The organism is Streptomyces sp. Je 1-369 (genome assembly GCF_026810505.1).
Taxonomy (GTDB): Bacteria; Actinomycetota; Actinomycetes; order Streptomycetales; family Streptomycetaceae; genus Streptomyces.
Genome location: NZ_CP101750.1, coordinates 4,443,187 through 4,469,010, shown reverse-complemented (window position 1 = coordinate 4,469,010; position 25,824 = coordinate 4,443,187). Strand labels below are relative to the sequence as shown.

General features: G+C 68.6%; 19 protein-coding genes. 7 read left to right on the top strand and 12 right to left on the bottom strand.

Features of this window, described 5'->3' with window-relative positions; translation table 11 throughout:
- Positions 1-71: 71 nt before the first annotated feature.
- From rsmG to NOO62_RS20335, 4 genes are all read left to right on the top strand, one after another.
- The gene (gene rsmG / locus NOO62_RS20350) at positions 72-788 is read left to right on the top strand and encodes a 16S rRNA (guanine(527)-N(7))-methyltransferase RsmG (RefSeq protein WP_268772317.1); all 717 of its coding nucleotides are present in this window, start codon (positions 72-74) and stop codon (positions 786-788) included.
- Positions 789-1,050: 262 nt separating this feature from the next.
- The gene (locus NOO62_RS20345) at positions 1,051-2,127 is read left to right on the top strand and encodes a ParA family protein (protein WP_150217423.1); all 1,077 of its coding nucleotides are present in this window, start codon (positions 1,051-1,053) and stop codon (positions 2,125-2,127) included.
- Positions 2,124-3,242, top strand: a complete 1,119-nt coding sequence (locus NOO62_RS20340; protein WP_268772316.1) for a ParB/RepB/Spo0J family partition protein — start codon at positions 2,124-2,126, stop codon at positions 3,240-3,242. The genes NOO62_RS20345 and NOO62_RS20340 overlap by 4 nt, the downstream gene beginning before the upstream one ends.
- A 306-nt stretch (positions 3,243-3,548) precedes the next feature.
- Complete coding sequence (locus NOO62_RS20335) at positions 3,549-4,166, top strand: GNAT family N-acetyltransferase (RefSeq protein ID WP_268772315.1); 618 nt, start codon at positions 3,549-3,551, stop codon at positions 4,164-4,166.
- Positions 4,167-4,254: 88 nt separating this feature from the next.
- On the opposite strand, the gene trxA is transcribed toward NOO62_RS20335, so the two are convergent.
- The 7 genes from trxA to NOO62_RS20300 all read right to left on the bottom strand — a co-directional run bounded on the left by trxA (position 4,255) and on the right by NOO62_RS20300 (position 14,317).
- On the bottom strand, positions 4,255-4,584 hold the full coding sequence (trxA, locus tag NOO62_RS20330) for a thioredoxin (RefSeq protein WP_268772314.1): 330 nt from the start codon (positions 4,582-4,584) through the stop codon (positions 4,255-4,257).
- A 42-nt stretch (positions 4,585-4,626) separates the two neighbouring features.
- Positions 4,627-5,586 carry a thioredoxin-disulfide reductase gene (gene trxB / locus NOO62_RS20325; RefSeq protein WP_268772313.1) on the bottom strand — a complete coding sequence of 320 codons (960 nt, stop codon included), beginning with the start codon at positions 5,584-5,586 and terminating at the stop codon, positions 4,627-4,629.
- 168 nt (positions 5,587-5,754) lie between these two features.
- Complete coding sequence (locus NOO62_RS20320) at positions 5,755-6,765, bottom strand: anti-sigma factor family protein (protein ID WP_268772312.1); 1,011 nt, start codon at positions 6,763-6,765, stop codon at positions 5,755-5,757.
- Positions 6,762-7,502 (bottom strand): RNA polymerase sigma factor SigM, encoded by a 741-nt coding sequence (sigM, locus tag NOO62_RS20315; RefSeq protein WP_268772311.1) that lies wholly within the window; start codon positions 7,500-7,502, stop codon positions 6,762-6,764. The genes NOO62_RS20320 and sigM overlap by 4 nt, the downstream gene beginning before the upstream one ends.
- A gap of 42 nt (positions 7,503-7,544) precedes the next feature.
- A complete protein-coding gene (locus NOO62_RS20310) occupies positions 7,545-9,257 on the bottom strand; it encodes a protein kinase family protein (protein WP_268772310.1) in 1,713 nt (570 codons plus the stop codon).
- A gap of 118 nt (positions 9,258-9,375) precedes the next feature.
- The gene (murJ, locus tag NOO62_RS20305) at positions 9,376-11,862 is read right to left on the bottom strand and encodes a murein biosynthesis integral membrane protein MurJ (RefSeq protein ID WP_268772309.1); all 2,487 of its coding nucleotides are present in this window, start codon (positions 11,860-11,862) and stop codon (positions 9,376-9,378) included.
- A gap of 46 nt (positions 11,863-11,908) precedes the next feature.
- The gene (locus NOO62_RS20300) at positions 11,909-14,317 is read right to left on the bottom strand and encodes a DUF6049 family protein (protein ID WP_268772308.1); all 2,409 of its coding nucleotides are present in this window, start codon (positions 14,315-14,317) and stop codon (positions 11,909-11,911) included.
- A gap of 193 nt (positions 14,318-14,510) precedes the next feature.
- On the opposite strand from NOO62_RS20300, the gene NOO62_RS20295 reads away from it, so the two are divergent.
- Complete coding sequence (locus NOO62_RS20295; RefSeq protein WP_268772307.1) at positions 14,511-15,953, top strand: CCA tRNA nucleotidyltransferase; 1,443 nt, start codon at positions 14,511-14,513, stop codon at positions 15,951-15,953.
- 103 nt (positions 15,954-16,056) lie between these two features.
- On the opposite strand, the gene NOO62_RS20290 is transcribed toward NOO62_RS20295, so the two are convergent.
- From NOO62_RS20290 to NOO62_RS20275, 4 genes are all read right to left on the bottom strand, one after another.
- Positions 16,057-16,581 (bottom strand): hypothetical protein, encoded by a 525-nt coding sequence (locus tag NOO62_RS20290; protein ID WP_268772306.1) that lies wholly within the window; start codon positions 16,579-16,581, stop codon positions 16,057-16,059.
- Positions 16,582-16,695: 114 nt separating this feature from the next.
- On the bottom strand, positions 16,696-17,952 hold the full coding sequence (locus tag NOO62_RS20285) for an MFS transporter (protein WP_268772305.1): 1,257 nt from the start codon (positions 17,950-17,952) through the stop codon (positions 16,696-16,698).
- 79 nt (positions 17,953-18,031) lie between these two features.
- Entirely contained in the window at positions 18,032-19,114 is a 1,083-nt protein-coding gene (locus NOO62_RS20280; RefSeq protein WP_268772304.1) for an inositol-3-phosphate synthase, read from the bottom strand.
- A 59-nt stretch (positions 19,115-19,173) separates the two neighbouring features.
- Positions 19,174-19,860, bottom strand: coding sequence for a PadR family transcriptional regulator (locus NOO62_RS20275; protein ID WP_268772303.1), 687 nt, complete (start codon positions 19,858-19,860; stop codon positions 19,174-19,176).
- 373 nt (positions 19,861-20,233) lie between these two features.
- On the opposite strand from NOO62_RS20275, the gene NOO62_RS20270 reads away from it, so the two are divergent.
- Both NOO62_RS20270 and NOO62_RS20265 read left to right on the top strand, forming a co-directional pair.
- Positions 20,234-23,005: a transglycosylase domain-containing protein gene (locus NOO62_RS20270; RefSeq protein WP_268772302.1), complete on the top strand. Its 2,772-nt coding sequence runs from the start codon at positions 20,234-20,236 to the stop codon at positions 23,003-23,005.
- Between the two features lie 128 nt (positions 23,006-23,133).
- Positions 23,134-24,669, top strand: a complete 1,536-nt coding sequence (locus NOO62_RS20265; protein WP_414931000.1) for a glycosyltransferase family 87 protein — start codon at positions 23,134-23,136, stop codon at positions 24,667-24,669.
- Positions 24,670-24,742: 73 nt separating this feature from the next.
- On the opposite strand, the gene NOO62_RS20260 is transcribed toward NOO62_RS20265, so the two are convergent.
- Positions 24,743-25,774, bottom strand: coding sequence for an alanine racemase (locus NOO62_RS20260; protein WP_268772300.1), 1,032 nt, complete (start codon positions 25,772-25,774; stop codon positions 24,743-24,745).
- Between the last annotated feature and the right edge of the window lie 50 nt (positions 25,775-25,824).

Sequence of the window (25,824 nt, the reverse complement as noted above, 5' to 3'; positions counted from 1 at the left end):
TTCGCAGGCGGGGCCGATCTTTGTCAGCCTGATAGACAGCCACCCCAGTGCGGTACGGAAGGACGGTCCCCGTGACGGAGGCAGCGGAGCTCCCCCCGGCGCCGGAAGAGGCCCGGACGGTATTCGGTGATCGCTTCTCGGACGCGGTCCGGTACGCGGAACTGCTGGCCGACGCGGGAGTCCAGCGAGGCTTGATCGGCCCTCGCGAAGTGCCGCGGCTGTGGGAGCGGCATCTGCTGAACTGCGCCGTGCTGTCCGAGGTCGTGCCCGAGGGCGTCACGGTGTGCGATGTCGGTTCCGGTGCGGGGCTGCCGGGTATTCCGCTGGCTCTGGTCCGCCCCGACCTGAAGATCACGCTTCTGGAGCCGCTGCTGCGGCGCACGAACTTCCTCCAGGAAGTCGTGGAGCTGCTCGGCCTGGACCACGTGACGGTCGTGCGGGGGCGCGCTGAGGAAGTCCTCGGCAAGCTGTCGCCCGTCCATGTGGTGACCGCGCGCGCCGTCGCGCCGCTGGACCGCCTGGCAGCCTGGGGCGTCCCGCTGCTGCGTCCGTACGGGGAGATGCTGCTTCTCAAGGGCGACACCGCCGAGGAAGAGGTGAAGGCGGCGGGCGCCTCTCTGAGTAAGCTCGGTGCGGTGGACACGTCTGTCCTGCATGTCGGTGAGGGCGTGGTGGACCCGCTGTCCACGGTCGTACGGGTCGAGGTCGGGGAGAGCCCCGGCGGTGTGCGCTTCGCGGCGAAGCGTGCCAAGGCCGCTCGAGCCGGACGCGCGCGACGCCGCCGCTGATCCGTCCTGACGACGAGACTTACTCCACAAAAGCTGTCAAACGTACCCATACCGGGGTGTCGCACCAGCGGCACCCCGGCTGCCGTGCATCGTGTTTCACGTGAAACGTCGCTCACTGCTGCATGGCATCATCAGCCGCGGCCGCGCTGCCGAACCCCGCGACCGTCGACCACTCGGTTCCCTCGATAAGGGCACGGAGTTGTCCACAGAGGTGGATTCGTCCACAGAAGACCGGGCCTCGCTGGTTCATGACCCTCAAAGCATGGGAGGCTCTGTTCATTGCGAGCCTGATGTCGAGGAGAGTGAATCCTTGCGGTCCGACGCCAACATCGCGGGACCGATGACCGATCCGGTCCCCGGCCCCCGTACCGAATCGGCGGGGGAGGATGTTTCACGTGAAACACCGACCCCGATGGACGACACACCCATCGGTCGTGCTGCCCAACTGGCGGTGGAAGCGCTCGGCCGCGCAGGCGAAGGTCTGCCGCGCCCCGAGCAGACCCGCGTCATGGTGGTCGCCAACCAGAAGGGTGGAGTGGGCAAGACGACGACGACCGTCAATCTCGCCGCTTCGCTCGCTCTGCACGGCGCCCGCGTCCTGGTGATCGACCTCGACCCACAGGGCAACGCCTCCACGGCTCTCGGTATCGACCACCACGCCGAAGTCCCGTCCATCTACGACGTGCTGGTCGAGAGCAAGCCGCTCTCCGACGTGGTCCAGCCGGTGGTCGACGTCGAGGGGCTCTTCTGCGCCCCGGCCACCATCGATCTCGCCGGTGCGGAGATCGAGCTCGTGTCACTCGTGGCACGGGAGAGCCGACTGCAGCGAGCCATCCAGGCGTACGAGCAGCCGCTGGACTACATCCTCATCGACTGCCCGCCGTCCCTGGGCCTCCTGACGGTCAACGCGTTGGTGGCCGGTGCGGAGGTGCTGATCCCCATCCAGTGCGAGTACTACGCACTGGAAGGCCTCGGACAGCTCCTGCGCAACGTCGATCTGGTGCGAGGGCACCTCAATCCGAACCTGCACGTGTCGACGATCCTGCTCACCATGTACGACGGCAGGACCCGGCTCGCCTCGCAGGTCGCGGACGAGGTGCGCAACCACTTCGGCAAGGAAGTCCTGAGGACGAGCATTCCGAGGTCGGTCCGCATCTCCGAAGCCCCGAGTTACGGACAGACGGTCCTCACCTACGACCCGGGGTCGAGTGGCGCCCTCTCCTATTTCGAAGCGGCACGTGAGATCGCGCTGCGAGGGGTCGGGGTCCACTACGACGTCCAGCACGCCCACATGGGCGCTCAGAACGACCAGCACAGCATGACGGAGGGGATGCAGTGAGCGACCGACGCAGAGGGCTGGGGCGAGGCCTCGGTGCCTTGATCCCTGCTGCCCCGACGGAGAAGCAGGTCCCGCAGAGCATGGGAGGGGGCTCGACCTCTCCCTCGGCGGTCCCGGTACTGACCGCCGAGCGAGGCGTGGCCGCCGCGAAGGTGGCGTCGCTTCCGCAGAGCCCTGTTTCACATGAAACGGCGGAGCCGCCGCAGCACGTCGCGGAGTCACCCGAGAGCCAGACCGTGACCGGCGCGCACTTCGCCGAGCTGCCGCTCGACGTCATCACGCCGAACCCGCAGCAGCCTCGTGTGGTGTTCGACGAGGATGCCCTCACGGAGTTGGTGACCTCCATCAAGGAGGTCGGGCTCCTCCAGCCGGTCGTGGTGCGGCAGGTGGGTCCCTCGCGCTACGAGCTCATCATGGGCGAGCGGCGCTGGCGGGCGTGCCGTGAGGCGGGCCTTGAGCGTATCCCCGCCATCGTGCGGGCCACGGAGGACGAGAAGCTCCTCCTGGACGCCCTTCTCGAGAACCTGCACCGTGCTCAGCTGAATCCGCTGGAAGAGGCCGCGGCCTACGACCAGTTGCTCAAGGACTTCAACTGCACGCACGACCAGTTGGCTGACCGCATCGGCCGGTCCCGCCCGCAGGTCTCCAACACCCTGCGACTGCTGAAGCTCTCGCCGTCCGTGCAGCGCAGGGTCGCCGCCGGAGTTCTCTCCGCGGGGCACGCCCGGGCGCTGCTCTCCGTCGAGGACTCGGAGGAGCAGGATCGGCTGGCCCACCGGATCGTCGCCGAAGGCCTTTCGGTGCGTGCTGTCGAGGAGATCGTGACCCTCATGGGCTCACGGCCGCAGAGCGCCCCCAAGGCCAAGGGGCCGCGTGCCGGCACCCGGGTCTCACCCGCTCTCAGCACCCTTGCCACTCGGCTCTCCGACCGGTTCGAGACCCGCGTCAGGGTGGACCTGGGCCAGAAAAAGGGGAAGATCGTCGTCGACTTCGCCTCTCTGGAAGACCTGGAGCGCATCCTCAGCACGCTGGCTCCGGGCGAGGGACCGGTCCTGAAGAACGGGCTTGCCGAAGACACCGCGGAGAACGACGGTTCCGAGGACGGCAAAGCCTGATTCGCACAGGTCAGCACCGCGAGAGCGGGTCGTGTCCGGTCTGTCCGGAACACGGCCCGCTCTTTGCTTTTCTACGCTATCGATGCGATCTCATCGTGGATACGATGCGTTCGGGTATGGCGCATCCACCTGACGGCACCTCATTGGGGAGGCAGGGGCCATGCGAACGATGAGCCGCACCGGACTGATGACCGCGGGCCTCGGGCTGGGAGCGGTCGGCGGCTTCGTCGGCAGCCTGCTCAGGGAACGCAGTGCGCTGACAGCCGCCCGCAGCGCGGCGGCCGACGGAAGTGAGGAACCGCCTACATGGGGCGTCGGCTCGTACCGCTCACACTGGACAACCTCCCGGACCTCCCCCAGCGGTGCCGGAGCTGCGTCTTCTGGGAGCTGGACCCGGTCAGCGGCCAGGCCGCGGTAAAAGCCGGAACGCCCGAGCTGGAGAAGGAGGCGTGGATCTCCGCCGTCCTGCTGGAGTGGGGGTCCTGCGGCCGGGTCGTCTACGTCGACGACGTAGCGGTGGGCTTCGTGCTCTACGCCCCTCCGGCGTACGTTCCGCGCTCCACGGCCTTCCCTACGAGCCCCGTGTCGCCGGATGCCGTCCAACTGATGACAGCCTGGATCATGCCGGGCTACCAGGGGCAGGGGCTGGGGCGGGTCATCGTCCAGACGGTCGCCAAGGATCTGCTGCGCAGGGGCTTCAAGGCGATCGAAGCCTTCGGAGATGCACGGTGGGAGAAGCCCGCGTGTGTGCTGCCCGCCGAGCATCTCCTCTCGGTGGGCTTCAAGACGGTCCGGCCCCACCCCTCCTACCCACGGCTGCGCCTGGAACTCCGTACGACGCTCTCGTGGAAGGAAGACGTCGAGCTGGCGCTCGACCGGCTGCTGGGAGCGGTACAGAAGGAACCGGCGCTCCGACCATTGTGAGCCGAAAAGCAGGCGTCTGAACGGCGAATGGACCAGACCCCGGGAGGGACTGGTCCATTCGTGTTTCACGTGAAACATCGCCCACTGACTACTCGGTGATGAAGTCCTCCAGGTCCTTCACGATGGCAGCCTTCGGCTTGGCACCGACGATGGTCTTGGCGACCTCGCCACGCTGGTAGACGTTCAGGGTCGGGATCGACATGACGCCGTACTTGGCGGCGGTGCCCGGGTTCTCGTCGATGTTGAGCTTCACGACCTGGATCTTGTCGCCGTGCTCCTTGGCGATCGCCTCGAGGGAGGGGGCGATCTGGCGGCACGGGCCGCACCAGGCAGCCCAGAAGTCCACCAGTACGGGCTTGTCGCTCTTGAGGACGACCTCCTCGAAGGAGGCGTCGGTCACGTTCTGCAGGTCGGCCACGGGAGGCTCCTTTTACTCGATGGTGCGGTGGGGGAAGAGGTGTCAGACGGCGACGGCCGCGGTCTCGCTGTCCACGAGGGCAGCGAGGAAGCGCTCGGCGTCGAGAGCGGCGGAGCAGCCGGTGCCGGCCGCCGTGATCGCCTGACGGTACGTGTGGTCGACGACGTCGCCGGCGCCGAAGACACCGGGCACGTTCGTCCGGGTCGAGGGCGCGTCGACCTTCAGGTAGCCCTCGTCGTCGAGCGTCAGCTGGCCCTTGAAGAGCTCGGTACGCGGGTCGTGGCCGATCGCGATGAACAGGCCCGTCACCGGCAGCTCGGACGTCTCGCCCGTCTTGAGGTTGCGCAGCGTCAGACCGGAAAGCTTCTGCTCGCCCTTGATCTCGGCGATCTCGCTGTCCCAGACGAACTTGATCTTCGGGTCGGCGAAGGCACGCTCCTGCATCGCCTTGGAGGCGCGCAGGGTGTCGCGGCGGTGCACGATGGTGACGGACTTGGCGAAGCGCGAGAGGAAGGTGGCCTCCTCCATCGCGGTGTCACCGCCGCCGATCACGGCGATGTCCTGGTCCTTGAAGAAGAAGCCGTCGCACGTGGCGCACCAGGAGACACCGCGGCCGGAGAGGGCGTCCTCGTTCGGCAGGCCGAGCTTGCGGTGCTGGGAACCGGTCGTGACGATGACGGTCTTCGCGCGGTGCACGGTGCCCACGGTGTCCGTCACGGTCTTGATCTCACCGGTGAGGTCCACGGCGACGATGTCGTCCGGCACGAGCTCGGCGCCGAAGCGCTCGGCCTGGGCGCGCATGTTGTCCATGAGGTCGGGGCCCATGACACCGTCCTGGAAGCCGGGGAAGTTCTCCACCTCGGTGGTGTTCATCAGCGCACCGCCGGCGGTGACGGCGCCCTCGAACACCAGCGGCTTCAGCGACGCGCGCGCGGTGTAGAGCGCCGCCGTGTAGCCGGCGGGCCCGGAGCCGATGATGATCACGTTACGGACGTCGGTCACGGCTTGATTCCTCGTCTCTGGGGACTGCTGCGTACTGCTGGTGGGTGCCTGTCTCATGGCTCTCACCCCACCCAACGGATCCTACGGGGCGTGCATTCCCGCCTGTGTCCGCGCACACGGAAGCCGCTGGAAACAGACCGGGGAAAGAGCCCGAAAGAGACCGGGTCGTCAGCTCTGCGGGTACGCGTGCGTCATGAGGACCTTGCCGGCGGGCGGCGAGGACTTGCCCACACAGGCCGCGTCGACGACGTACGCGGACACCTTGGTGCTGTCCGAGTCATGGGGCACCACGACGAGGTAGGCGCGCTTGCCGTCGTACGAACCCTCTTCGGCGGCGAGCGGAGTCCTGTCGCCGATGCCGCGCTGAATGCACTCCGGCACCTGTACCTGGACCGCGGTCTTCGGCGAGTTCTTCTCGGGGGATTCCGGGCTGGAGCGGGTGTCGAAGGACGGAGTCGAGGCGTCCGACTTCCCGCCGGTCCTGTCGGGGCCGTTCTTCTTGAGGAGATCGGCGACGCGGCCATCGAGCTTCTGTCCGGAGAACGAGCTGTTCGCTGAGTTCTGCCGCTCGGAGGCCGTTCCTGTCGTCCCGCCGGAATCGTCACCCATGGTCTGGATCAGCAGGGAGCCGAGACCGATCGCGGCCGCGGTGAAGACGGCGCCGAGCACCGCCGTACGCCGACGTGTGCCGCGCAGACGGCTGCCACGGCCCGGGCCGGTGGAGGCACGGGCATGGCCCGCGGGCCGATCGGCACCCCCGGAGGAGGAGACCGGGGACGACGTTGTTTCACGTGAAACACGCGCTGCGGCGGGCGAGGAAGAAGCGGGGGAGGAAGACGTGACGGACGAAGACGCCGGTGAAGACGAGGCGACGGACACCGGCTCGGACGCCTCATCCTCCGCGACAAGGCCTTCGGACGTGGTGGAGGCGAGCAGCGCTTCGGCCGCCAGCGCCGCGTCAATACGCCCGGCGACGTCGTCCGGCATGCGGGGTGGCCCAGGCAGCGTGCCGAGGAGGCCGCGGATCTCCTCCAGGGAGGCGTGGACGTCGGCACAGAGCTCACAGCCGTCCAAGTGCCTTCGCACGTCGCTCGTGCGCGACGGGGAGAGCAGGCCCTCGGTCAGATCCGAGATCTCAGCGACGTCCGGGTGCCCGGCCGAGTCGGTCGTATCCGTCACGCTCGCCCACCTCCGCCCTTCACGGCAGCTGAATCACTTGGTCCTGTATCCCGTGGCCCTGCTGCCGGTGGGACGGATGTCCCCTGCGTCCGGTTCCTTCCTGAGCGGGCTTTCCCGCTTCCCTCTTCGCTTCCGTCGCCGCCGTTCCCGTCGCCCGGAGGCGGATTCGTGCGGAGATGCGTGAGCAGCGGCAGGAGTCTGGCTCTGCCGCGGGCGCAGCGGCTCTTCACCGTGCCGGTGGGCACCTCAAGGACGCGGGCGGCCTCGGCCACCGGATAGCCCTGCATGTCGACGAGGACGAGGGCGGCGCGCTGATCGTGCGGGAGGGTGCCCAGAGCCTCCACCAGCTCCCGGTGGAGGTCGCCGCGCTCGACGGGAGCGGCAGCCGATTCCTCCGGCTCCAGGAGTTGCTCAAGGCGCTCGGCGTCGTCGATGGGGGAGGTCTTGCGGGAGGCAGCCTTGCGCGCCCGGTCGAGGCAGGCGTTCACGGTGATCCGGTGCAGCCACGTCGTCACGGCCGACTGCCCGCGGAACGTGTGGGCCGCGCGATAGGCGGACACCAGGGCGTCCTGCACCGCATCAGCCGCCTCCTCGCGGTCCCCGAGGGTGCGCAGTGCGACGGCCCACAGCCGGTCGCGATGGCGCCGCACCAGCTCGCCGAAGGCGTCGGTGTCGCCGGCGACATGAGCGGCGAGGAGGTCCTGATCGCTCATGTCACCGTGTGCGGTGCTGTCCATCGTCGAACCCCCTCCCCCAGTGAGCCGTGGCGGGCCGATCCCTCAGCCCTTGAGCTTCACGTCCGTGATGGCTTGCTTGTACCCCGCGCCGTAGTACCCGTCGACAGGGGACTCCGGCACCTCGGTCATCCAGAGGAGTACGTACCGCGACTTCACCGGCTTCTTGGCCTTGAGCTTCAAGGTCTGGCTCGTCGTGGTGGCGGTGCCGATCTCCTTCATGGATTCGACGTTCGCCGACGGCGTCAGCGAGTCCGCGGCGTACAACGAGATCTTGGTGCGGTCGCCGCCGTAGCGAAGGGCCACCGACGCCTCGGAGACGTCCTGCTCCGAGCCGAGGTCGTAGACGATACCGACGCCGGCCTTGTACGGGGCGAGCCGCGGGCCTTCCTTGAACGTCTTCGTGCGCCAGAGCGTAGACGCGTCCTTGTCGTGCGTGCGGCTGGCGTTCGACGGGTCCTGGGTCTTCCCCCCGACGACGAGTTCCTGACTGTTCTCGATCTGGAGGGGCTTCGCCGGCTTCGGCTGGCCCTTGTCCCCACCGTCGTTGGTGTGCGACGTACCGGAGTCTCCGGAGTTCTCCCGGTCCATCAGGGCGTCCGCCAGCTGCCAGCTGCCGAGGCCAAGCGCGGCGATGAGCAGCGCGGAGACACCCCACTTCAGCGCCCTGCCGGTGCGGCTCTGCAGCGGGGGCGGCGGGGTGGGTACGGGCTGGGTCGCTCCGGGATGTGCTGCGGGACGGCCGTACGTGCCCTGCTGGTACGTGGTGCGCTGGTATTCGGGGGGCGCGGTGAACACCGGCTCCGGCGGGCGGATGCGGGGCATCTCGCCGATCGCCTTCACCAGTTCCTCCGGCGTCGTGCACGGAGGGTCCTGACGGGAAGCGGTCGCGCCGTCGTTGACGAGCGCGCGCATGGCGAGCTCTGAGAGGCCGCGGTGGACGCCCGCGCGGACCTGGTCGGGGGCGATGAGGCCGACGTCCTTGGGGAGGCCGGAGAGGCCGTACGCATCGTCCTCGTACGGCCAGCGCTGGGTGAGCGAGGCGTACAGGAGAGCGCCGATCGCTTCCGTGTCCGTGCGTTGGGGCGTCTCGGAGCTGATGCCGCGCAGCGCGGCGTTCACCGCGAGACCGCGGATGCGGTACTGACCCGTGGACGTGCGCAGCACGGCGCCCGGGGTCAGGCGCAGGTGCGCCAGGCCCTCACGGTGCGCCGCGGCCATGGCCTGGGAGACCTGACTGACCAGCTGGTAGGCGTCGTGGGCCTCAAGTGGTCCCGCGGCGAGGAGCGCGGTGAGCTCCGTGGCGTCCGGCAGCCACTCGTGGACCACGTAGACGAGGTCGTTCTCCTCGACGGCGTCCAGGACCTGCACGAAGCGCGGGTCGCCGAGCAGTGCCGAGGAACGCGCCGCCGCCAGGACCGAGCGGGCCCGCGGGTGGTCGGCGGGCAGGAGATGCACGCCGACGGCACGGCGAAGCTTCTCGTCGACCGCACGCCAGCTGCTGAAACCGTCCAGACGGGTGACGCACTCCTCGAGCCGGTAGCGTCTGGCGAGCTTGTGGCCACTGTGCAGTTCTGGGGGTGAGGAAGCCCCGCGGCTCTGCGACTTGTCGGTCTCCGCCGCCTCTTCTTCTGCTGCCGTGTCCCGCTCCCGGGTCTGGGCCACCCCGTCGGCCGTGGCCTGTTCCGCCTTTGCGGTCAGCGGCTCGTCGCCGCTGTTGTCTGCCACGTCGACGGCAGCCGTGCTCCGTTCCGCCACCGTCGTTCCTGCCTCCCCATCCATTGCGCTTCGTCGGACGCCAAAGCCAATTGTGCCCACAGTCCGGCGCTATGCACGACACACGGTGGCCGACGATGGTTGTGCGGGCCCGCTCATCTCACCGACCGAGACGGCCGCGGACCATGCCGACCATGGAGTTGAGCTCCGCAATCCGCATCTTTCGGGCGGCCACGAAGAAGACACCGAGAAGTGCGATGCCACCGACGACCAGCGCCACGAAGGAGCTGAACGCCCCGGTGCCCATCACCCTCAGGACAGCGAATGCGACGCCGCCGCCGACGATCGCCGCAGGGACCGAGGCGCCGAACAGCCGAGTGTACGTACGCGCCACCTGGGCGCCGTCCAGATCGCCGCCCAGACGCCGGCGCAGCCGCCGCCAGGCGACACCGACGCCCACCGTGTAGGCGAGGCCGTAGGAGGCGGCCATGCCGACCACGGCCCACCTGGCGGGCAGGACGAAGAAGCACAGGGCCGAGCCCCCCGCGTTGACGGCCGCCACGATTACGGTGTTGTAGAACGGCGTGCGCGTGTCCTCGTAGGCGTAGAAGCCGCGCAGGACGACGTACTGGACCGAGTACGGAATCAGGCCGAGCCCGAACGCCATGAGGATGTAGCCGATGTTCTGCGCGCCCGAGCCGGAGCCCGCGTACAGCAGCGTGGCCATCGGGACGCCGAGGGCGAGGAAGGCGAAGGCGCACGGCACGATCGCCACGGCGGAGGTCCGCAGACCGTACGAGATGTCGTCCCGGACGGCGGCGGCGTCGTCGTCGACCGCGGAGCGGGAGATGCGGGGCAGGACCGCGGTCATCACGGAGACCGTGATGATGGCCTGCGGCATCTGCCACAGCAGCAGCGCGTAGTTGAACGCGGTGATGCCGGTTCCCGAATAGCCGTGATCCTCGGCCGTCGCGCCCGCGCTGGTGGCCAGCTGGGTCACGACGATCATGCCGAGCTGGTTGGCGAGGACGAAGAAGAACGTCCACTTGGCGAGGCCCGCGGCCTTGCCGAGGCCCTGTCCGCGCCAGTCGAACCGGAGCCGCAGCTTGAAGCCCGCCTCGCGCAGGTAGGGCAGCATGGAGAGCGCCTGCACGGTCAGGCCGAGCAGGGTGCCGAGGCCGAGGAGCCGCACTCCGTCGGGCGTGATGCTGCCCGCGTTGACGTCGGAATCGGTGAAGCTGCCGAAGGCCCAGATGAAGGCGCCGAACGTCGCGATGACCACGACGTTGTTGAGGACCGGGGTCCACATCATCGCGCCGAAGCGGCCGCGGGCGTTGAGGACCTGCCCGAGCACGACGTGCAGGCCCATGAAGAACATCGTGGGGATGCAGTACCGGGCGAAGGTGACGGCGACGTCCATCTTCGCGGGGTTGGCGGCGATGGTCGGCGACATCATGCGGATGAGCAGGGGCGCCGCGATCACACAGATGACGGTGACGGCCCCGAGCAGGACCATCACGAGGGTCAGCAGGCGGTTGGCGTAGCCCTCGCCCTCGTCCTCGTCGTTCTTCATCGCCCTTACGAGCTGTGGGATGAACACCGCGTTCAGGGCGCCGCCGCCGACGAGGACGTAGATCATCGTCGGGAGGACGTTGGCGACCTGGTACGAGTCGTTGAGCGTGCCGACGCCGATCGCGGCGGCCATGACCAGGGTGCGCAGGAAGCCGGTGAGGCGGGAGACGATCGTCCCCGCCGCCATGAGCGCGCTCGACTTCAGGAGGCTCGACGCGCGCCCGCCGGACTTGGCGGCGGGCGCCGGTGCGGCCGCGGGTGCGGGGGCGGTCACGGGTGCGGCTGCCGGGGCGCCCGCGGGGTTCGGGACGATCGGCTGGTCGGCCGGCGGGTACCCGCCGTTGACGGGCTGCTGGTACTCGTTGCCCTGCGGGTAAGCGGCGCCCTGGGGGTATCCATTGCCTTGGGGATAGCCGTTGCCCTGGGGGTAGCCGTTGCCGTGCCCCTGCGCGTAGCCGTCGTTCTGGGGGTAGCCGTCCTGCTGGTACGCGCCCTGGGGATACCCACCCTGCTGGTAGCCGGCCTGCTGATAGCCAGCCTGCTGGTACTCGTCCTGCTGGTACTCGCCCTGCTGATAGGCGGCTTGCTGGCCGCGGTATCCGCCCGGCTGCTGGTCGCGGTAGAGGTGAGCGAACGCGTCCGGCTCGTGGTGCTCCTCGCCGGCCTGGGTGACCAGGTCGTCGACGCCCACGAACTGCGTCGTGCGGGCGTCGTCACCGTACGGGAGGTGGCGGGTCGGGCCCTCCGGCTCGGGAGCCGGGGTCTGCGCCCACACACGCGGGTCCGGGGCGTGCTGCGGGGAGGGCGGCTGGGCGTAGAGCGGAGGCTGCTGCTGATAGGTGCCGGGCGGCGGCGGGGGGTGCGCCGCACGGTCGTAGAGCGCTTCGGACACCGGGTCCTGGGCGGAGAGGTCCTGCGCCCGGTAGGGATCCTGGTCGTAGGCGTCCTGAAGGTAGATGTCCGGCGCGGGCTGCGGGGGTACCTGCCCGTGCTCGGGGGAGCCGGGCGGCGGGCCTCCGGGCGAGGCGGAGCCGCCCGAACCCTGGCCACGGTCACCGTCGTACGGCGCGTTCATGGTTACCCCACCTCATCGTCCCCGGGCCCACCGGCCACGACATCGCTCAACGGTCCACTCTCTCACCCGTGTCCGACGGGTCGGTGCTTTCCGGAGCGGTGTCCGGTGTCGGGTCACTCGGGTGCTCGGGGTCGTCCGTCCTGGGGTCGCCCCCGGATTCGCCCTCGGGACCGTGGTCCGGACCGTCCTGCGAGCCCTGTGCCGGACCCTCGTCCGGGCCCTCCTGGGCGCGCTTGCGAGCCGCGCGCTTGCGCTGTGTGTACATCCGGAAGCCTGCGAGCACGAGCAGCAGGAGTCCACCGGCGATGACCAGCATCACGGTGAGGGTGACCTCGGTGACGTTGACGTCAAAGCGCACGGCCTCGCCATAGGGCTCTCCGTCCTCGGTGTAGAGCTGCGCATACACCGAGACGGGGCCGTTGGCGTTGGCCGTGGTGGTGAACTTGACGGACTGGGAGTGGCCGCCCGCGATCTTGATCTGCTTCTCCTCGAACTGCCCGTCGCCGATCTTCAGACGGGTGGGGTTCTTGGAGGACAGGCGCAGGACCAGGTGATCGACGCCCTGCACCAGGTTGTTCTGCACCGACACCGGGATGGTCGCGCTGCGGCCGGAGAGCTTCGCGTCGGACCGCTGAACCAGCGATACCTGCTTGGTGAGCTCCTGGAGATACGCCCATACGCTCTGCCGATAGGAATTCCCCTTCGCCGGGTGGCCGCGCCAGGACGTCGACATCTCACGGTCTATGGCCCGCCCGAAGGGGGTGACCACACGGTCCTTCGCGGTGAGGATCACCTGGAAGCGTTCGAGCGAGTTCTTGGTGTTCTGGATCTTCTCGAAGGCCGTGCGAGGCAGCTCCTGCTTGCGCAGTGCGGCCGGGTAGGCGGCGGCCGAAGGCACCTGGGTGGTGGCCTGTGGGTCCGGCTTGGCCTTCGCGGCGGCCGTCAGGTCCTGGGACTGCGACCACTTTCCGCCCTCGAGAGAGCCGAGCGCCTTCTCCATGGCCTGCGCCTGGCTGACCGTGGGCATGCGCTGCGGAGCGACGACGATGTTCCGCTGCCTGTCGGGGTCCTGCAGGTTGATCATCAGGCTCTGGGCGAGGAACTCCTGGACGGCGAGCGTGGAGTTCTCCGCCCCGGTCATGTCGCCCTGGAAGGCCGTGGACAGGCGTGCGTCGGCCACCACCGCGGTGGTACCGCCGCCGATGGGCCGGGCCGCGGACGGCGAGTACTGCAGGCCGTTGGTCTCGCGCAGGCTGTCGCTGCGGGCGATCACCGTGTGCGCGCCGGCGGACGTGGCGACGTCGACGACCGACGGGTCGATGGCTCCGTCGGCGGGCCAGGCGAAGTCGGTGCTGGGCTTCACCTGGAGGATCGTGGTGACCGCCTTGTAGCCCGCGTCGGTGGCTTCCTTGAGGTGACCGAGGGAGCCGCTGACCGCCTTGCCGGTGTGGGCGAGTGAGGCGAGGTCGGGGTCGGCGAAGGGGAGCGCGACGACCTTCTTGCCCTTGACGGCGGCCTGGAGGTCGTTCAGCCACTCGCTGGCGACCGACTGCTGCTTGCCCGCCCTGGTGGTCTTCCCGTCGGGGTTCTCGACCCGGTAGTTCTTCGTCATCGCCTCGACCGAGGCGAGCAGGTCCGGATCGACGACCCAGGTGACGTCCAGACGGCTGCCGAGGGACAGCAGCTGTTCCAGACGTCCCCCCGGGGCCAGCTCGTCGGCGAGGTCGTCGTTCTTGAAGACGGGCGTCTGCAGTTCGTCCGAGCCGGTCTTCGCCGTGAGGTGCGTGGCGGTGGTGAGCGGCCACAGGTACGTGGTCTTCGTCTTGGTGTCGGCGGCGTCGGGCTGCCAGGGCAGGAAGGTCCGCTCGATGCCGAGCACCTGGGGGTAGGGCTGGGCGGCGCTCTGGCCGGTGAGGGCGACACCCAGCTGGTAGACGCCGCCGGTGCCGAGGGACAGCGCCTTCACCGGTACGGAGATGCTGAAGTCCTGGCGCACACCGGGTGTGAGCTTGGCGATCTTCTCGACGTACTTCCCGCCGACCTCCGTGCCGTCGACGCCCGGCTGGAAGCCCGTGCGCTTCGCGGCGCTGTCGATCTCGCTGCGGCTGCCGAGGGGCGAGCCGACGCGGAGCCCGACCTGCGCGCCTGTCACCGTCTGCTTGCTGTTGTTGGTGACCGTGCCCGAGACGGTGAGCGTGTCGCCCTCACCGGGGGCGGTGGGGGTGAGCGCGTCGAGGGAGACGTCGACGGTGCGGGACCCGGTGGGGGCGGCCTTTACGCGCGACGTCGCGGCTTCCGCCTTCGCGCCGCCTCCTGTGGCATGCGCCACGGGGCCCACCGGTGCCTGCAGCAGTCCGGCCAGCAAAGGGGTACCCACCAGCAGTGCTGCGGTGCGCCGCAGCCACCGGCGGGCAGGTGTGGGGCTCGTCCCCGGAAAGTCTGCCGCCTCGGCCACGCGTTCGCCCGTCCCTCGTCGTCAGTGGTCGTCGGTTGTGCGTCCACGCATGGTAACGATGCGCGCTGTGGCGAAGTGCCGCGGACTGCTCCACGTGATCGCAAGACGTGCCGAAGAGCGGTTGTACGGCCCGATGGGGTCGGGCGGTAATCGGGTCGGCCGCGGGCGCGCGGGGCACGTACCCTTTTCTGTTGTGCCGAACGCCAATGAAGACAACCCCAACGCCCTGAGCCAGGTGCAGCGCCGCGCGGTCAGTGAACTGCTGCGTGTGTCCCCTGTCGCGGACGACCTCGCCCGCCGTTTCCAGGAGGCCGGGTTCTCCCTCGCCCTGGTCGGCGGCTCGGTCAGGGACGCCCTGCTGGGCCGGCTCGGCAATGACCTGGACTTCACGACCGATGCCCGCCCCGAGGACGTACTGAAGATCGTCCGGCCGTGGGCCGACGCGGTGTGGGAGGTCGGGATCGCCTTCGGCACGGTCGGCAGCCAGAAGGACGGCTATCAGATCGAGGTGACCACGTACCGCTCGGAGGCGTACGACAGGACCTCGCGCAAGCCCGAGGTGTCCTACGGCGACTCCATCGAGGAAGACCTCGTGCGCCGTGACTTCACCGTGAACGCGATGGCCGTGGCGCTTCCCGAGAAGGAGTTCGTGGACCCCCACGGCGGGCTGGACGACCTCGCGGACCGTGTGCTGCGCACCCCTGGCACCCCCGAGGAGTCCTTCTCCGACGATCCGCTGCGGATGATGAGGGCCGCGCGGTTCGCCGCGCAGCTGGACTTCGAGGTGGCTCCCGACGTCATCGCCGCGATGAAGGCGATGGCCGAACGCATCGACATCGTCTCCGCGGAGCGCGTGCGGGACGAACTGAACAAATTGCTCCTTTCCGCACATCCGCGCAAGGGCCTCGCGCTTCTCGTCGACACGGGCCTCGCCGAGCGGGTTCTCCCCGAGCTCCCGGCCCTGCGCCTGGAGCGGGACGAGCACCACCGCCACAAGGACGTGTACGACCACTCGCTGATCGTCCTCGAGCAGGCGATGGCCCTGGAGACGGACGGCCCCGATCTGACGCTGCGGCTCGCGGCGCTGCTGCACGACATCGGCAAGCCGAAGACGCGGCGCTTCGAGGACGACGGCCGGGTCTCCTTCCACCACCACGAGGTGGTCGGCGCCAAGATGGTCAAGAAGCGCATGACGGCGCTCAAGTACTCCAACGAGCTAGTGAAGGACGTCTCGCGCCTGGTCGAGCTCCACCTGCGCTTCCACGGTTACGGCACGGGAGAGTGGACGGACTCGGCCGTACGCCGCTACGTACGCGACGCGGGTCCCCTCCTGGAGCGCCTGCACAAGCTGACCCGCTCCGACTGCACTACCCGCAACAAGCGCAAGGCCAATGCCCTGTCGAGCGCGTACGACGGCCTGGAGGAGCGCATTGCCCGTCTCCAGGAGCAGGAAGAGCTGGACTCGATCCGCCCCGATCTCGACGGCAACGACATCATGAAGGTCCTGGACGTGAGGCCGGGCCCGGTGATCGGTCAGGCCTACAAGTTCCTGTTGGAGCTGCGCCTCGAGAACGGTCCGATGGAGCGGGAGGCGGCGGTCGCAGCGCTCAAGGAGTGGTGGGCCGCGCAGAGTTGAGTCGGGCGGGCGGATGTTTCACGTGAAACACCCGCTCTCCGAGATACGCCGAGGGGCGTTGTTTCACGTGAAACCGTGAAACAACGCCCCTCGATTGTTCCTGCTACGCCTTCTTCAGGCAGAGCACGACGTTGTGGCCCTTGCCCGACTGGTAATAGGCGACCTCGGACGTCTTGACCGTCTCGCACTTGGAGCTGTCGCTCGTGCCGTCGAACTTCTCGACGACCTTGAACTCGGAGTCGCTCGAGCCGCAGTCGACTTCTTCCAGTTCTGGCCGGATCTGCGTGCCCTTGTTGTGCATGCAGCTGCCGACGCTGGTGGACTCGGCGTCGCTCTTGGTCATGTAGTGCTTGCCGACGCCTATGAGGATCGCGACCAGGATGAAGCCGCCGATGCGCAGGAGCAGTTTCTTGCCGCGGCCGCCACGGGGAGCGGGCGGCGGGGGCACGGGTCCGCCCTGGTTGAAGGCCGGGTACGGGGCCGTCGGGCCGCCCGGCTGGCCCTGCTGCGGCGGGTACGGGGCCGGGGGGGCCTGACCGTACGGAGCGACGCCGCCCTGGGGCTGGCCATAGGGGTTCTGGCCCTGGGGCGGGTACGGAGTCTGGCCCTGGGGCGGCGGAGTGGTCACTTTGGGGGTCCCCCTCGAACGAGAGCGCGATGGCGCGAATACGACGCCCGTAAGTTATCCGGGTCCACCGACATCTCTGTAGCCCAGAGGGGCTCTGTGTCACTGATGTGACACTTATTGCGCGCCGAAACGGGCCATACCCCCAGCAACCGCCGCGTAGAGCAGAGCCACCACCAGGACCAGCGGAACCGATTGGCCGTCCGGGGGCAGCATGAGGGCCGCTACCGCTGCCGCGCCCACGAATGCGACGTTGAAGAGCACGTCGTAGATCGAGAAGACGCGTCCGCGGAAGCCGTCGTCCACCGAGGACTGCACCACCGTGTCCGTGGCGATCTTCGCGCCCTGGGTCGTCAGGCCGAGGAGGAAGGCAGCGACGAGGAGAGGGGCTGGTTCGAAGGGGAGGCCGAGTGCGGGTTCGAGGAGCGCCGCCGTTGCCGCGCAGGTGACGATCCAGCCACCCGGGCCAAGGCGTCCCACCGCCGCAGGCGTGACCACGGCCGCCACGAAGAACCCCGCGCCGGAGATGCCCACGGCCAGGCCGAGCAGCGCGAGCCCGTCGGCTTCCGTCGACGTCCAGGCGTACCGGCACAGCATCAGGACCATGACGGTCAGCGCGCCGTAGCAGAACCGCAGGACCGTCATCGCGGCCAGCGCGCGAGCGGCCGCGGGGCGTTGCGTGAGGTGGTGCACCCCTGCTCTCAGGCCGCGTGCCGTGCCGGCGAGCGCGGTCGCGAGCCGGGGCTGCACCAGGTCAGGGTCGGGGCCGAGCAGTTCGCGTGCCATACGGAGCGAGGCGAGCGCCGCGCACAGGTACAGGGCGGCGCCACAGAGGACCACGGCCGCGTCCGAGTCCGAGGCCGCCAGGCGGATCACGAAGGCGAGACCGCCGCCCAGCGTCGCGGCGAGCGTGCCCGCGGTCGGCGAGAGGGAGTTCGCGAGAACCAGACGGTCGGCATCGACCACCCGGGGCAGCGCGGCCGAGAGTCCCGCGAGGACGAAGCGGTTGACGGCCGTGACGCAGAGGGCGGAAGCGTAGAAAAGCCAGTCGGGCACGTCGCTCAGCATCAGTACGGCGGTCAGGGACGCCAGGGCGGCCCGCAGGAGGTTGCCGTACAGGAAGACCTGTCGGCGCGGCCAGCGGTCCAGGAGGACGCCCGCGAAGGGGCCGACCAGGGAGTACGGGAGGAGCAGCACGGCCATGGCGGAGGCGATCGCTCCGGGCGAGGCCTGCTTCTCGGGGGAGAACACGACGTACGTGGCGAGCGCGACCTGGTAGACGCCGTCCGCGCCCTGGGAGACAAGCCGTACGGCCAGCAGCCGTCGGAAGTCCCGCAGTCGCAGCAGTATCCGCAGGTCACCGACGACAGCCATGGATCACAGCCTCACATACGAGGAGGGTCCCCGGGCGGAATGCCCGGGGACCCTCGACAAGCAACAAGGAGAGAGCTGTTTAGCGCTCGACCTCGCCCTTGATGAACTTCTCGACGTTCGCGTAGGCCTCGTCGTCGAAGTACTGGACCGGCGGGGACTTCATGAAGTAGCTGGACGCGGAGAGGATCGGGCCGCCGATGCCGCGGTCCTTGGCGATCTTCGCGGCGCGCAGCGCGTCGATGATGACACCGGCCGAGTTCGGGGAGTCCCAGACCTCGAGCTTGTACTCCAGGTTCAGCGGGACGTCGCCGAAGGCACGGCCCTCGAGGCGGACGTACGCCCACTTGCGGTCGTCGAGCCACGCGACGTAGTCGGACGGGCCGATGTGGACGTTCTTCTCGCCCAGCTCGCGGTCCGGGATCTGCGAGGTGACGGCCTGCGTCTTCGAGATCTTCTTCGACTCGAGGCGGTCGCGCTCGAGCATGTTCTTGAAGTCCATGTTGCCGCCGACGTTGAGCTGCATCGTGCGCTCAAGGCGGACACCGCGGTCCTCGAACAGCTTCGCCATCACGCGGTGCGTGATGGTGGCGCCGACCTGCGACTTGATGTCGTCGCCGACGATCGGGACACCGGCCTCGGTGAACTTGTCCGCCCACTCCTTGGTGCCGGCGATGAAGACCGGGAGGGCGTTGACGAACGCGACCTTGGCGTCGATGGCGCACTGCGCGTAGAACTTCGCGGCGTCCTCGGAACCGACGGGCAGGTAGCAGACGAGGACGTCGACCTGGCGGTCCTTGAGGATCTGGACGATGTCCACGGGGGAATCGTCGGACTCCTCGATGGTCTGGCGGTAGTACTTGCCCAGGCCGTCGTAGGTGTGGCCGCGCTGGACGGTGACGCCCTTGTTCGGCACGTCGCAGATCTTGATGGTGTTGTTCTCGCTGGCGCCGATGGCGTCCGAGAGGTCGAGGCCGACCTTCTTCGCGTCGACGTCGAACGCGGCGACGAACTCGACGTCACCGACGTGGTAGTCGCCGAACTGGACGTGCATCAGGCCCGGGACCTTGGCGTCCGGGTCTGCGTCCTTGTAGTACTCGACGCCCTGGACCAGCGAGGCGGCGCAGTTGCCCACGCCGACGATGGCTACGCGAACCGAACCCATTCCGGTTGCTCCCTGTGTGATCTCGGTATTCCGGATGAGACCCGGCGGAACGCTGGGTCTCACTTGGTGGGGTCATCGGACGGATCCGGCGGCGGGTCGTTCTCCCGCCGCCGGGGCAGGCCCGCCGACTCCCCGGATGTGCTGTTCTGCTGAGCTGAGCTGCCGGGGGCGGACCGTTGCTGGTCCCGTCCCGCTCGCTCGCTCTCGATGAGCTCGTTCAGCCAGCGCACTTCGCGCTCCACGGACTCCATGCCGTGCCGCTGCAGCTCAAGCGTGTAGTCGTCCAGGCGCTCCCGGGTACGGGCCAGGGAGGCGCGCATCTTCTCCAGGCGCTCTTCGAGGCGGCTGCGGCGGCCCTCGAGCACCCGCATCCGGACATCTCGCGAGGTCTGCCCGAAGAAGGCGAAGCGGGCGGCGAAGTGCTCGTCCTCGTACGCGTCGGGGCCGGTCTGCGAGAGCAGATCCTCGAAGTGCTCCTTACCTTCCGCCGTCAACCGATAGACGATCTTGGCGCGACGTCCTGCGAGCGGAGCTGCGAGGGCGTCTTCGGGGGTGCTGCCCGACTCCTCGATCAACCAGCCGTTGGCGACCAGCGTCTTGAGGCAGGGGTAGAGCGTCCCGTAGCTGAAGGCACGGAACACTCCCAGCGACGTATTGAGTCGTTTGCGCAGCTCATAGCCGTGCATCGGGGATTCGCGGAGCAGACCGAGGACGGCGAATTCCAGGATGCCGGAGCGCCTGCTCATCTTCGCCTCCCGTCTCCCGCGGTCCCTCAGTACGGCCTTTATGCCGAGCTGATGTATCGACTCGATACATCGAGACGATAGAACGGGGATCCGGTTGAGACAAGAGGGGGCACGGTGAACGGCGTCACATCACCGATTCGTAGGAAGTAACTTGCCTGATTTGGGGTGAACTTCGGCTCTAAGAGGGTTTTGACGGTGCGTAGTCTGTGCGCCATGCATGCCGCCGGGAACCAAGTGACGTCAGGGAGCGTCGTGGTCCCCGGTGTAGTGCGGGCGCGTTCAGGAACGGGCGCTTCCGCACTTCGGGGGGACCGGAAACCAGCCGCCGTTTCCAGGCGTGGACAGCTGCGCCTGCCCGAGGAGTAATCGTTCGATGAGCGAGCACCGTCGCAAACCGCCGCAGCCGCAGGGCGGCGGACGCGCCGCGGCCAGGCGCGGCACCCCAGGGGCGCCGTCCGGCCGACGCGCGGCACCACGGGGCGACACAGAATCACCCTCTGCGTCCTACGGAGGACCGGGGCCCGGTTCCGGGGCACCCGACGACGGGGACCGCCCCTACGGCGGCAGGGCCGAGGCCCGGCGCGCCGCGCAGCGCAGCGGTTCGGTCGGCGCGGGCGGCGGACGCCGCAGGGCGCCCGACGGCGGCGGACGTGCGGGCGGTGGTGGCGGCCGTCGCGGCGGCGGGTCCGGTGGACCCGGGCCGGGCGGCGCGGGCCGTGGCAGGGGCCGCGGCGCGGAGCCTCCGCGCAAGAAGCGGTTCATCGACTACCCGCGAGCGGGCAAGGTCGGCGCGCGCCGCTGGCTCCCCTCGTGGCGTCTGGTCACCGGCGTGTTCCTCGGCTTCTTCGGCGGTCTGATGGCGGTCGCCGGCATCTCGTACGCCCTGGTGGAGGTGCCGGAGGTCGACAAGGCGGCCAAGGCCCAGAACAACGTCTACTACTGGGCCGACGGCAAGCAGATGGTCGCGACCGGCGGTGAACGCAACCGCCAGATCATCGACTACGACGACATCCCCAAGGAGATGCGCTTCGCCGTCATGTCGGCGGAGAACAAGTCGTTCGAGAAGGACAAGGGCGTCGACCCGATGGGCATCACCCGTGCCTTGGTCAACATGGCCAAGGGCGGGCAGACCCAGGGTGGCTCCACGATCACCCAGCAGTACGTGAAGAACGCGCGACTGGGTGATCAGTCGCAGACGTTCACCAGGAAGTTCAAAGAGCTCTTCATCTCCATAAAGGTCGGCCGGACGGTGTCCAAGGAGGACATCATGGCCGGTTACCTCAACACGGCTTATTACGGGCGTGGTGCCTACGGCATCCAGGCGGCGGCACGGGCGTACTTCAACGAGGAGGCCAGCAGGCTGGATCCGAGCCAGTGCGCCTTCCTTGCGACCGTGCTGAAGGGCGCCACGTACTACGACCCGGCCGGCTACCCCGAGATCGATCCCGCTGCCAACAAGCAGGACAACAGCGCGCGCGCCAAGAAGCGCTGGAAGTGGATCCTCGACGAGGAGGTCAAGGACGGCCACCTGACGAGTGAGCAGCGGGCCAAGTACACGGCTTTCCCGAAGCTGCAGAACCCGCGGTCGAACATGGACCTGGCCGGCCAGACCGGTTACCTGGTGGACCTGGCCAAGGCGTACGTCATCAGGAACACCAACATCACCGCCGAGCAGCTCCAGCGGGGTGGCTACGAGATCCACACGACCTTCGAAAGGAAGAAGGTCAAGGAGCTCGAGGACGCGGTGAACAAGGTCCGCAAGGAGAGGATCAAGCCGAAGGTGCGTCCGGAGAAGGACACGCACGTTCAGTTCGGCGGGGCCTCGGTGGACCCGAAGGACGGCGCGATCAAGGCCATCTACGGCGGTGAGGACGCGACCAAGCACTTCACCAACAACGCCGACCAGACCGGCGCCCAGGTCGGCTCGACGTACAAGCCGTTCGTGCTGGCCGCCGCGTTCAAGTACGGCGTGCGTGACCCGGACGGTCCGGAGGAGCAGACCGAGTCCGAGCGCACCATCGTCAACCCGAAGAGCCGCTACAGCGGCAAGAACGAGTTGAAGATCCAGAAGTACAACGGTCAGGTCTGGACGGACCGCGACGGCAAGCAGTGGAACCAGAAGAACGACGGCAACCAGTCCTACAACCGTCCCACCTTCCAGATCGACCTGCGCGAGGCGATGAGGGAGTCGGTCAACTCGGCCTATGTGCAGCTCGGCATGGACGTCGGCCTGGAGAAGGTGAAGCAGGCCGCGATGGACGCCGGCCTCAAGGACGACGACTCCATGGCCGGCGCCACCTACCCGTCCTTCTCGCTCGGCACCTCGTCGCCGAGCGCGATCCGGATGGCCGGCGCGTACTCCACCTTCGCTGCGAGCGGCAAGCAGAACGAGCCGTACTCGGTCACTGAGGTCAAGCACGAGGGCGACACGGTCTTCCGGCACGAGAACAAGCCCAAGCAGGCCTTCAACGCGGAAGTCGCCGACAACGTGACCGACGTCCTGCGCACCGTCGTGGACAAGGGCACCGGAACCTCCGCCCAGCTCACCGGCCGCCAGGTCGCGGGCAAGACCGGTACGACCGACGGCAACAAGTCCGCCTGGTTCGTCGGCTACACGCCGCAGCTGTCGACGGCGGTCAGCATGTACCGGCTCGACGACGACGAGACCAACAAGAAGCGCAAGTTCCTGGAGATGTTCGGCACGGGTGGCGAGGAGAAGATCCACGGCGCCTCGTTCCCCGCGCAGATCTGGCAGGACTACATGGAGGAGGCGCTCAAGGGTAAGGCTGTCGTGAACTTCCCGGTGCCCGGCCCGATCGGCAAGGTCGTCGGCGAGACTCCGCCTCCGCCGCCCACGCCGACGAAGACCGAGGAGCCGGAGGAGACCACATCTCCGACACCCACCGAGTCCAAGACCACGAAGCCGCCGTCGGAGTCGCCCGACCCCGGTGAGTCCTGTGACCCGTTCGACTGGGACTGCAACCACGACGGCGGTCAGGAGAACGGCGGTGCCGACGGAGGCGTCGACGGCGGACCCGGCGGGGAGTCTCCACCCCCGACGGAGGACCCGGTCGGTGGCGGCGCCAACAGCGGCAATGGCAATGGCAACGGAGGGGGTGGAATCTTCGGCGGGCCATCGGGCTGAGCCGAGGACGCCGGGGCGTCCCGGCGAGCCGCCGGGGGCGCTCCCCCACGGATGTTTCACGTGAAACGAGGGCCGTCGCACCGATGGGTGCGGCGGCCCTCTCCGTGTTCCCGGTCGTGTACGGCAGGATGGCGGGCATGCCCAGTGCAGACCCCAGCGCAGAGACGCCGCGCACGAGCGCGTACGAGCCTGTGAGCCCGCAGGAGCAGGAGCAGGTACGTCCTGCAAGGGAGGACGAGGTCGCCCGGTCCGGCAGTGAGCTGGTGGGCGGCCCGGTCGGCCGAAGAGTGCTGTTCGCGGCGACCTGGTGGACTCCCGTGCGCATCATCGCTCTCGTCGCACTCGGGATGTTCGCGCTCGGGATGATCCAGAAGATGCCCTGTTACAACGGCGCCTGGTTCTTCGGCGCCAGTTCGCAGTACACGCACGCGTGCTACTCCGACATCCCGCACCTCTACCAGGGGCGCGGATTCGCCGACGGCCTGGTGCCGTACTTCGACCGGCTACCCGGTGACATGGAGTACCTCGAGTACCCGGTTCTGACGGGCGTGTTCATGGAGATGGCGTCCTGGGTGACGCCCGGCAGCGGATCCATCCAGCACCAGGAAAAGATCTACTGGATGGTCAACGCCGGGATACTGATGGCCTGCACCGCGGTGATCGCCGTATGCGTCGCACGCACTCACCGGCGCCGCCCCTGGGACGCGCTGCTCGTCGCCCTCGCGCCGGCCTTCGCGCTGACGGCCACCATCAACTGGGATCTGCTCGCCGTGGCGCTCACCGCCGCCGCGATGATGATGTGGTCACGTTCGCGTCCCGTCGCCTTCGGGGTACTCCTCGGGCTCGCCACGGCGGCCAAGCTGTATCCGGCGCTGATCCTGGGGCCGCTGTTGATCCTCTGCTGGCGCGCGGGCAGGTGGCGGGCGTTCGGCACCGCGCTGGTCGGCGCGGTGTGCGCCTGGCTGGTCGTGAACCTGCCGGTGATGCTGCTCGCGAGCGACGGGTGGTCGAAGTTCTACACCTTCAGCCAGGAACGCGGCGTCGACTTCGGGTCCTTCTGGCTGATCCTCTCGCAGCGGATGGACTCCCCGTTGGCCACTGACACGGTCAACACCCTGGCCACCGCGCTGATGCTCCTTGCCTGCCTGGGCGTCGGCGCCCTGGGGCTCACCGCACCGCGACGTCCGCGCTTCGCGCAGCTCGCCTTCCTGGTGGTGGCCGCCTTCATCCTCACCAACAAGGTCTACTCGCCGCAGTACGTCCTGTGGCTGATCCCCCTCGCCGCTCTGGCCCGGCCGCGCTGGCGCGACTTCCTCATCTGGCAGGCGTGCGAGGTCGCGTACTTCCTCGGGATCTGGCTCTACCTGGCGTACACGACGAGCGGCGACGCCCATAAGGGGCTGCCGACCGAGGGGTACCAGTTCGCCATCGTCGTGCATCTCCTGGGCACGCTGTACCTGTGTGCGCTGGTGGTGCGCGACATCCTGATGCCGGAACGGGACGTGGTGCGGCGAGCCGGGGACGACGACCCCTCAGGGGGCGTTCTGGACGGCTCGCGGGACGTCTTCGTGCTGGGAACAGCAGGACATGTGGACCGGGCCGCCCTGCGCACCACGGAGGCGCCCGCCGTGAAGTGGGGCACGGCGGCCGACATGCCGCGCTGAGGGGCGTACGCACACGCGGAAGGGCCGGTACGAAGCGTCGTACCGGCCCTTCCGCGTGCTGGATCGATCCGCCTCAGCGGTCGATCATCCGGTCGAACTGCGTGGTGGTGTGCCGCAGATGGGCCACCAGCTCCTCGCCGACCTTCGGCTCGGGGGCGTCCGAGGGCACGAAGAGGATCGAGACCTGCATGTGCGGCGGCTCCGCGAACCAGCGCTGCTTGCCCGCCCAGACGAAGGGCGAGAGGTTGCGGTTGACGGTCGCCAGGCCCGCGCGCGCCACGCCCTTGGCCCGCGGCATCATGCCGTGCAGTGCCTTCGGGGCCTCCAGGCCCACACCGTGCGAGGTGCCGCCCGCCACGACGACCAGCCAGCCGTCGGAGGCGGCCTTCTGCTGGCGGTAGCCGAAGCGGTCGCCCTTGGCGACGGCGGTGACGTCCAGGACGGCACCGCGGTACTCGGTGGACTCGTGGTCGCCGAGCCAGAGGTTCGTGCCGATGCGGGCACGGAAGCGCGTCTGCGGGAACTGCTGTTGCAGGCGGGCCAGTTCACCGGACTTGAGGTGGCTGACGAACATCGTGTGCAGCGGCAGGCGGGCCGCGCGCAGACGGTCCATCCAGCCGATGACCTCCTCGACGGCGTCCGAGCCGTCGGTGCGGTCCAGCGGCAGGTGGAGCGCGAAGCCTTCGAGGCGTACGTCCTCGATGGCGGCGTGCAGCTGCGGAAGGTCCTGCTCGCTGACGCCGTGGCGCTTCATCGAGGACATGACCTCGATGACGACGCGGGCTCCCACGAGGCCGTGTACGCCGTCCAGTGACGACACGGAACGGATGACGCGGTCGGGCAGCGGCACCGGCTCCTCGCCCCGCCGGAACGGGGTCAGGACCAGGAGGTCGCCGCTGAACCAGTCCTTGATCCGAGCGGCTTCATAGGTGGTGCCCACGGCGAGCACGTCGGAGCCGAAGCGCGTGGCTTCCTCGGCGAGGCGCTCATGACCGAAGCCGTAGCCGTTGCCCTTGCAGACCGGGACGATGCCCGGGAACTGCTCCAGCATGTGCTTCTGGTGTGCCCGCCAGCGCGCGGTGTCGACATAGAGCGTGAGCGCCATGGCTGGATCCCGGAACCTTTCTCGTGTCTGCGGTGTATCAGAGTGATCGA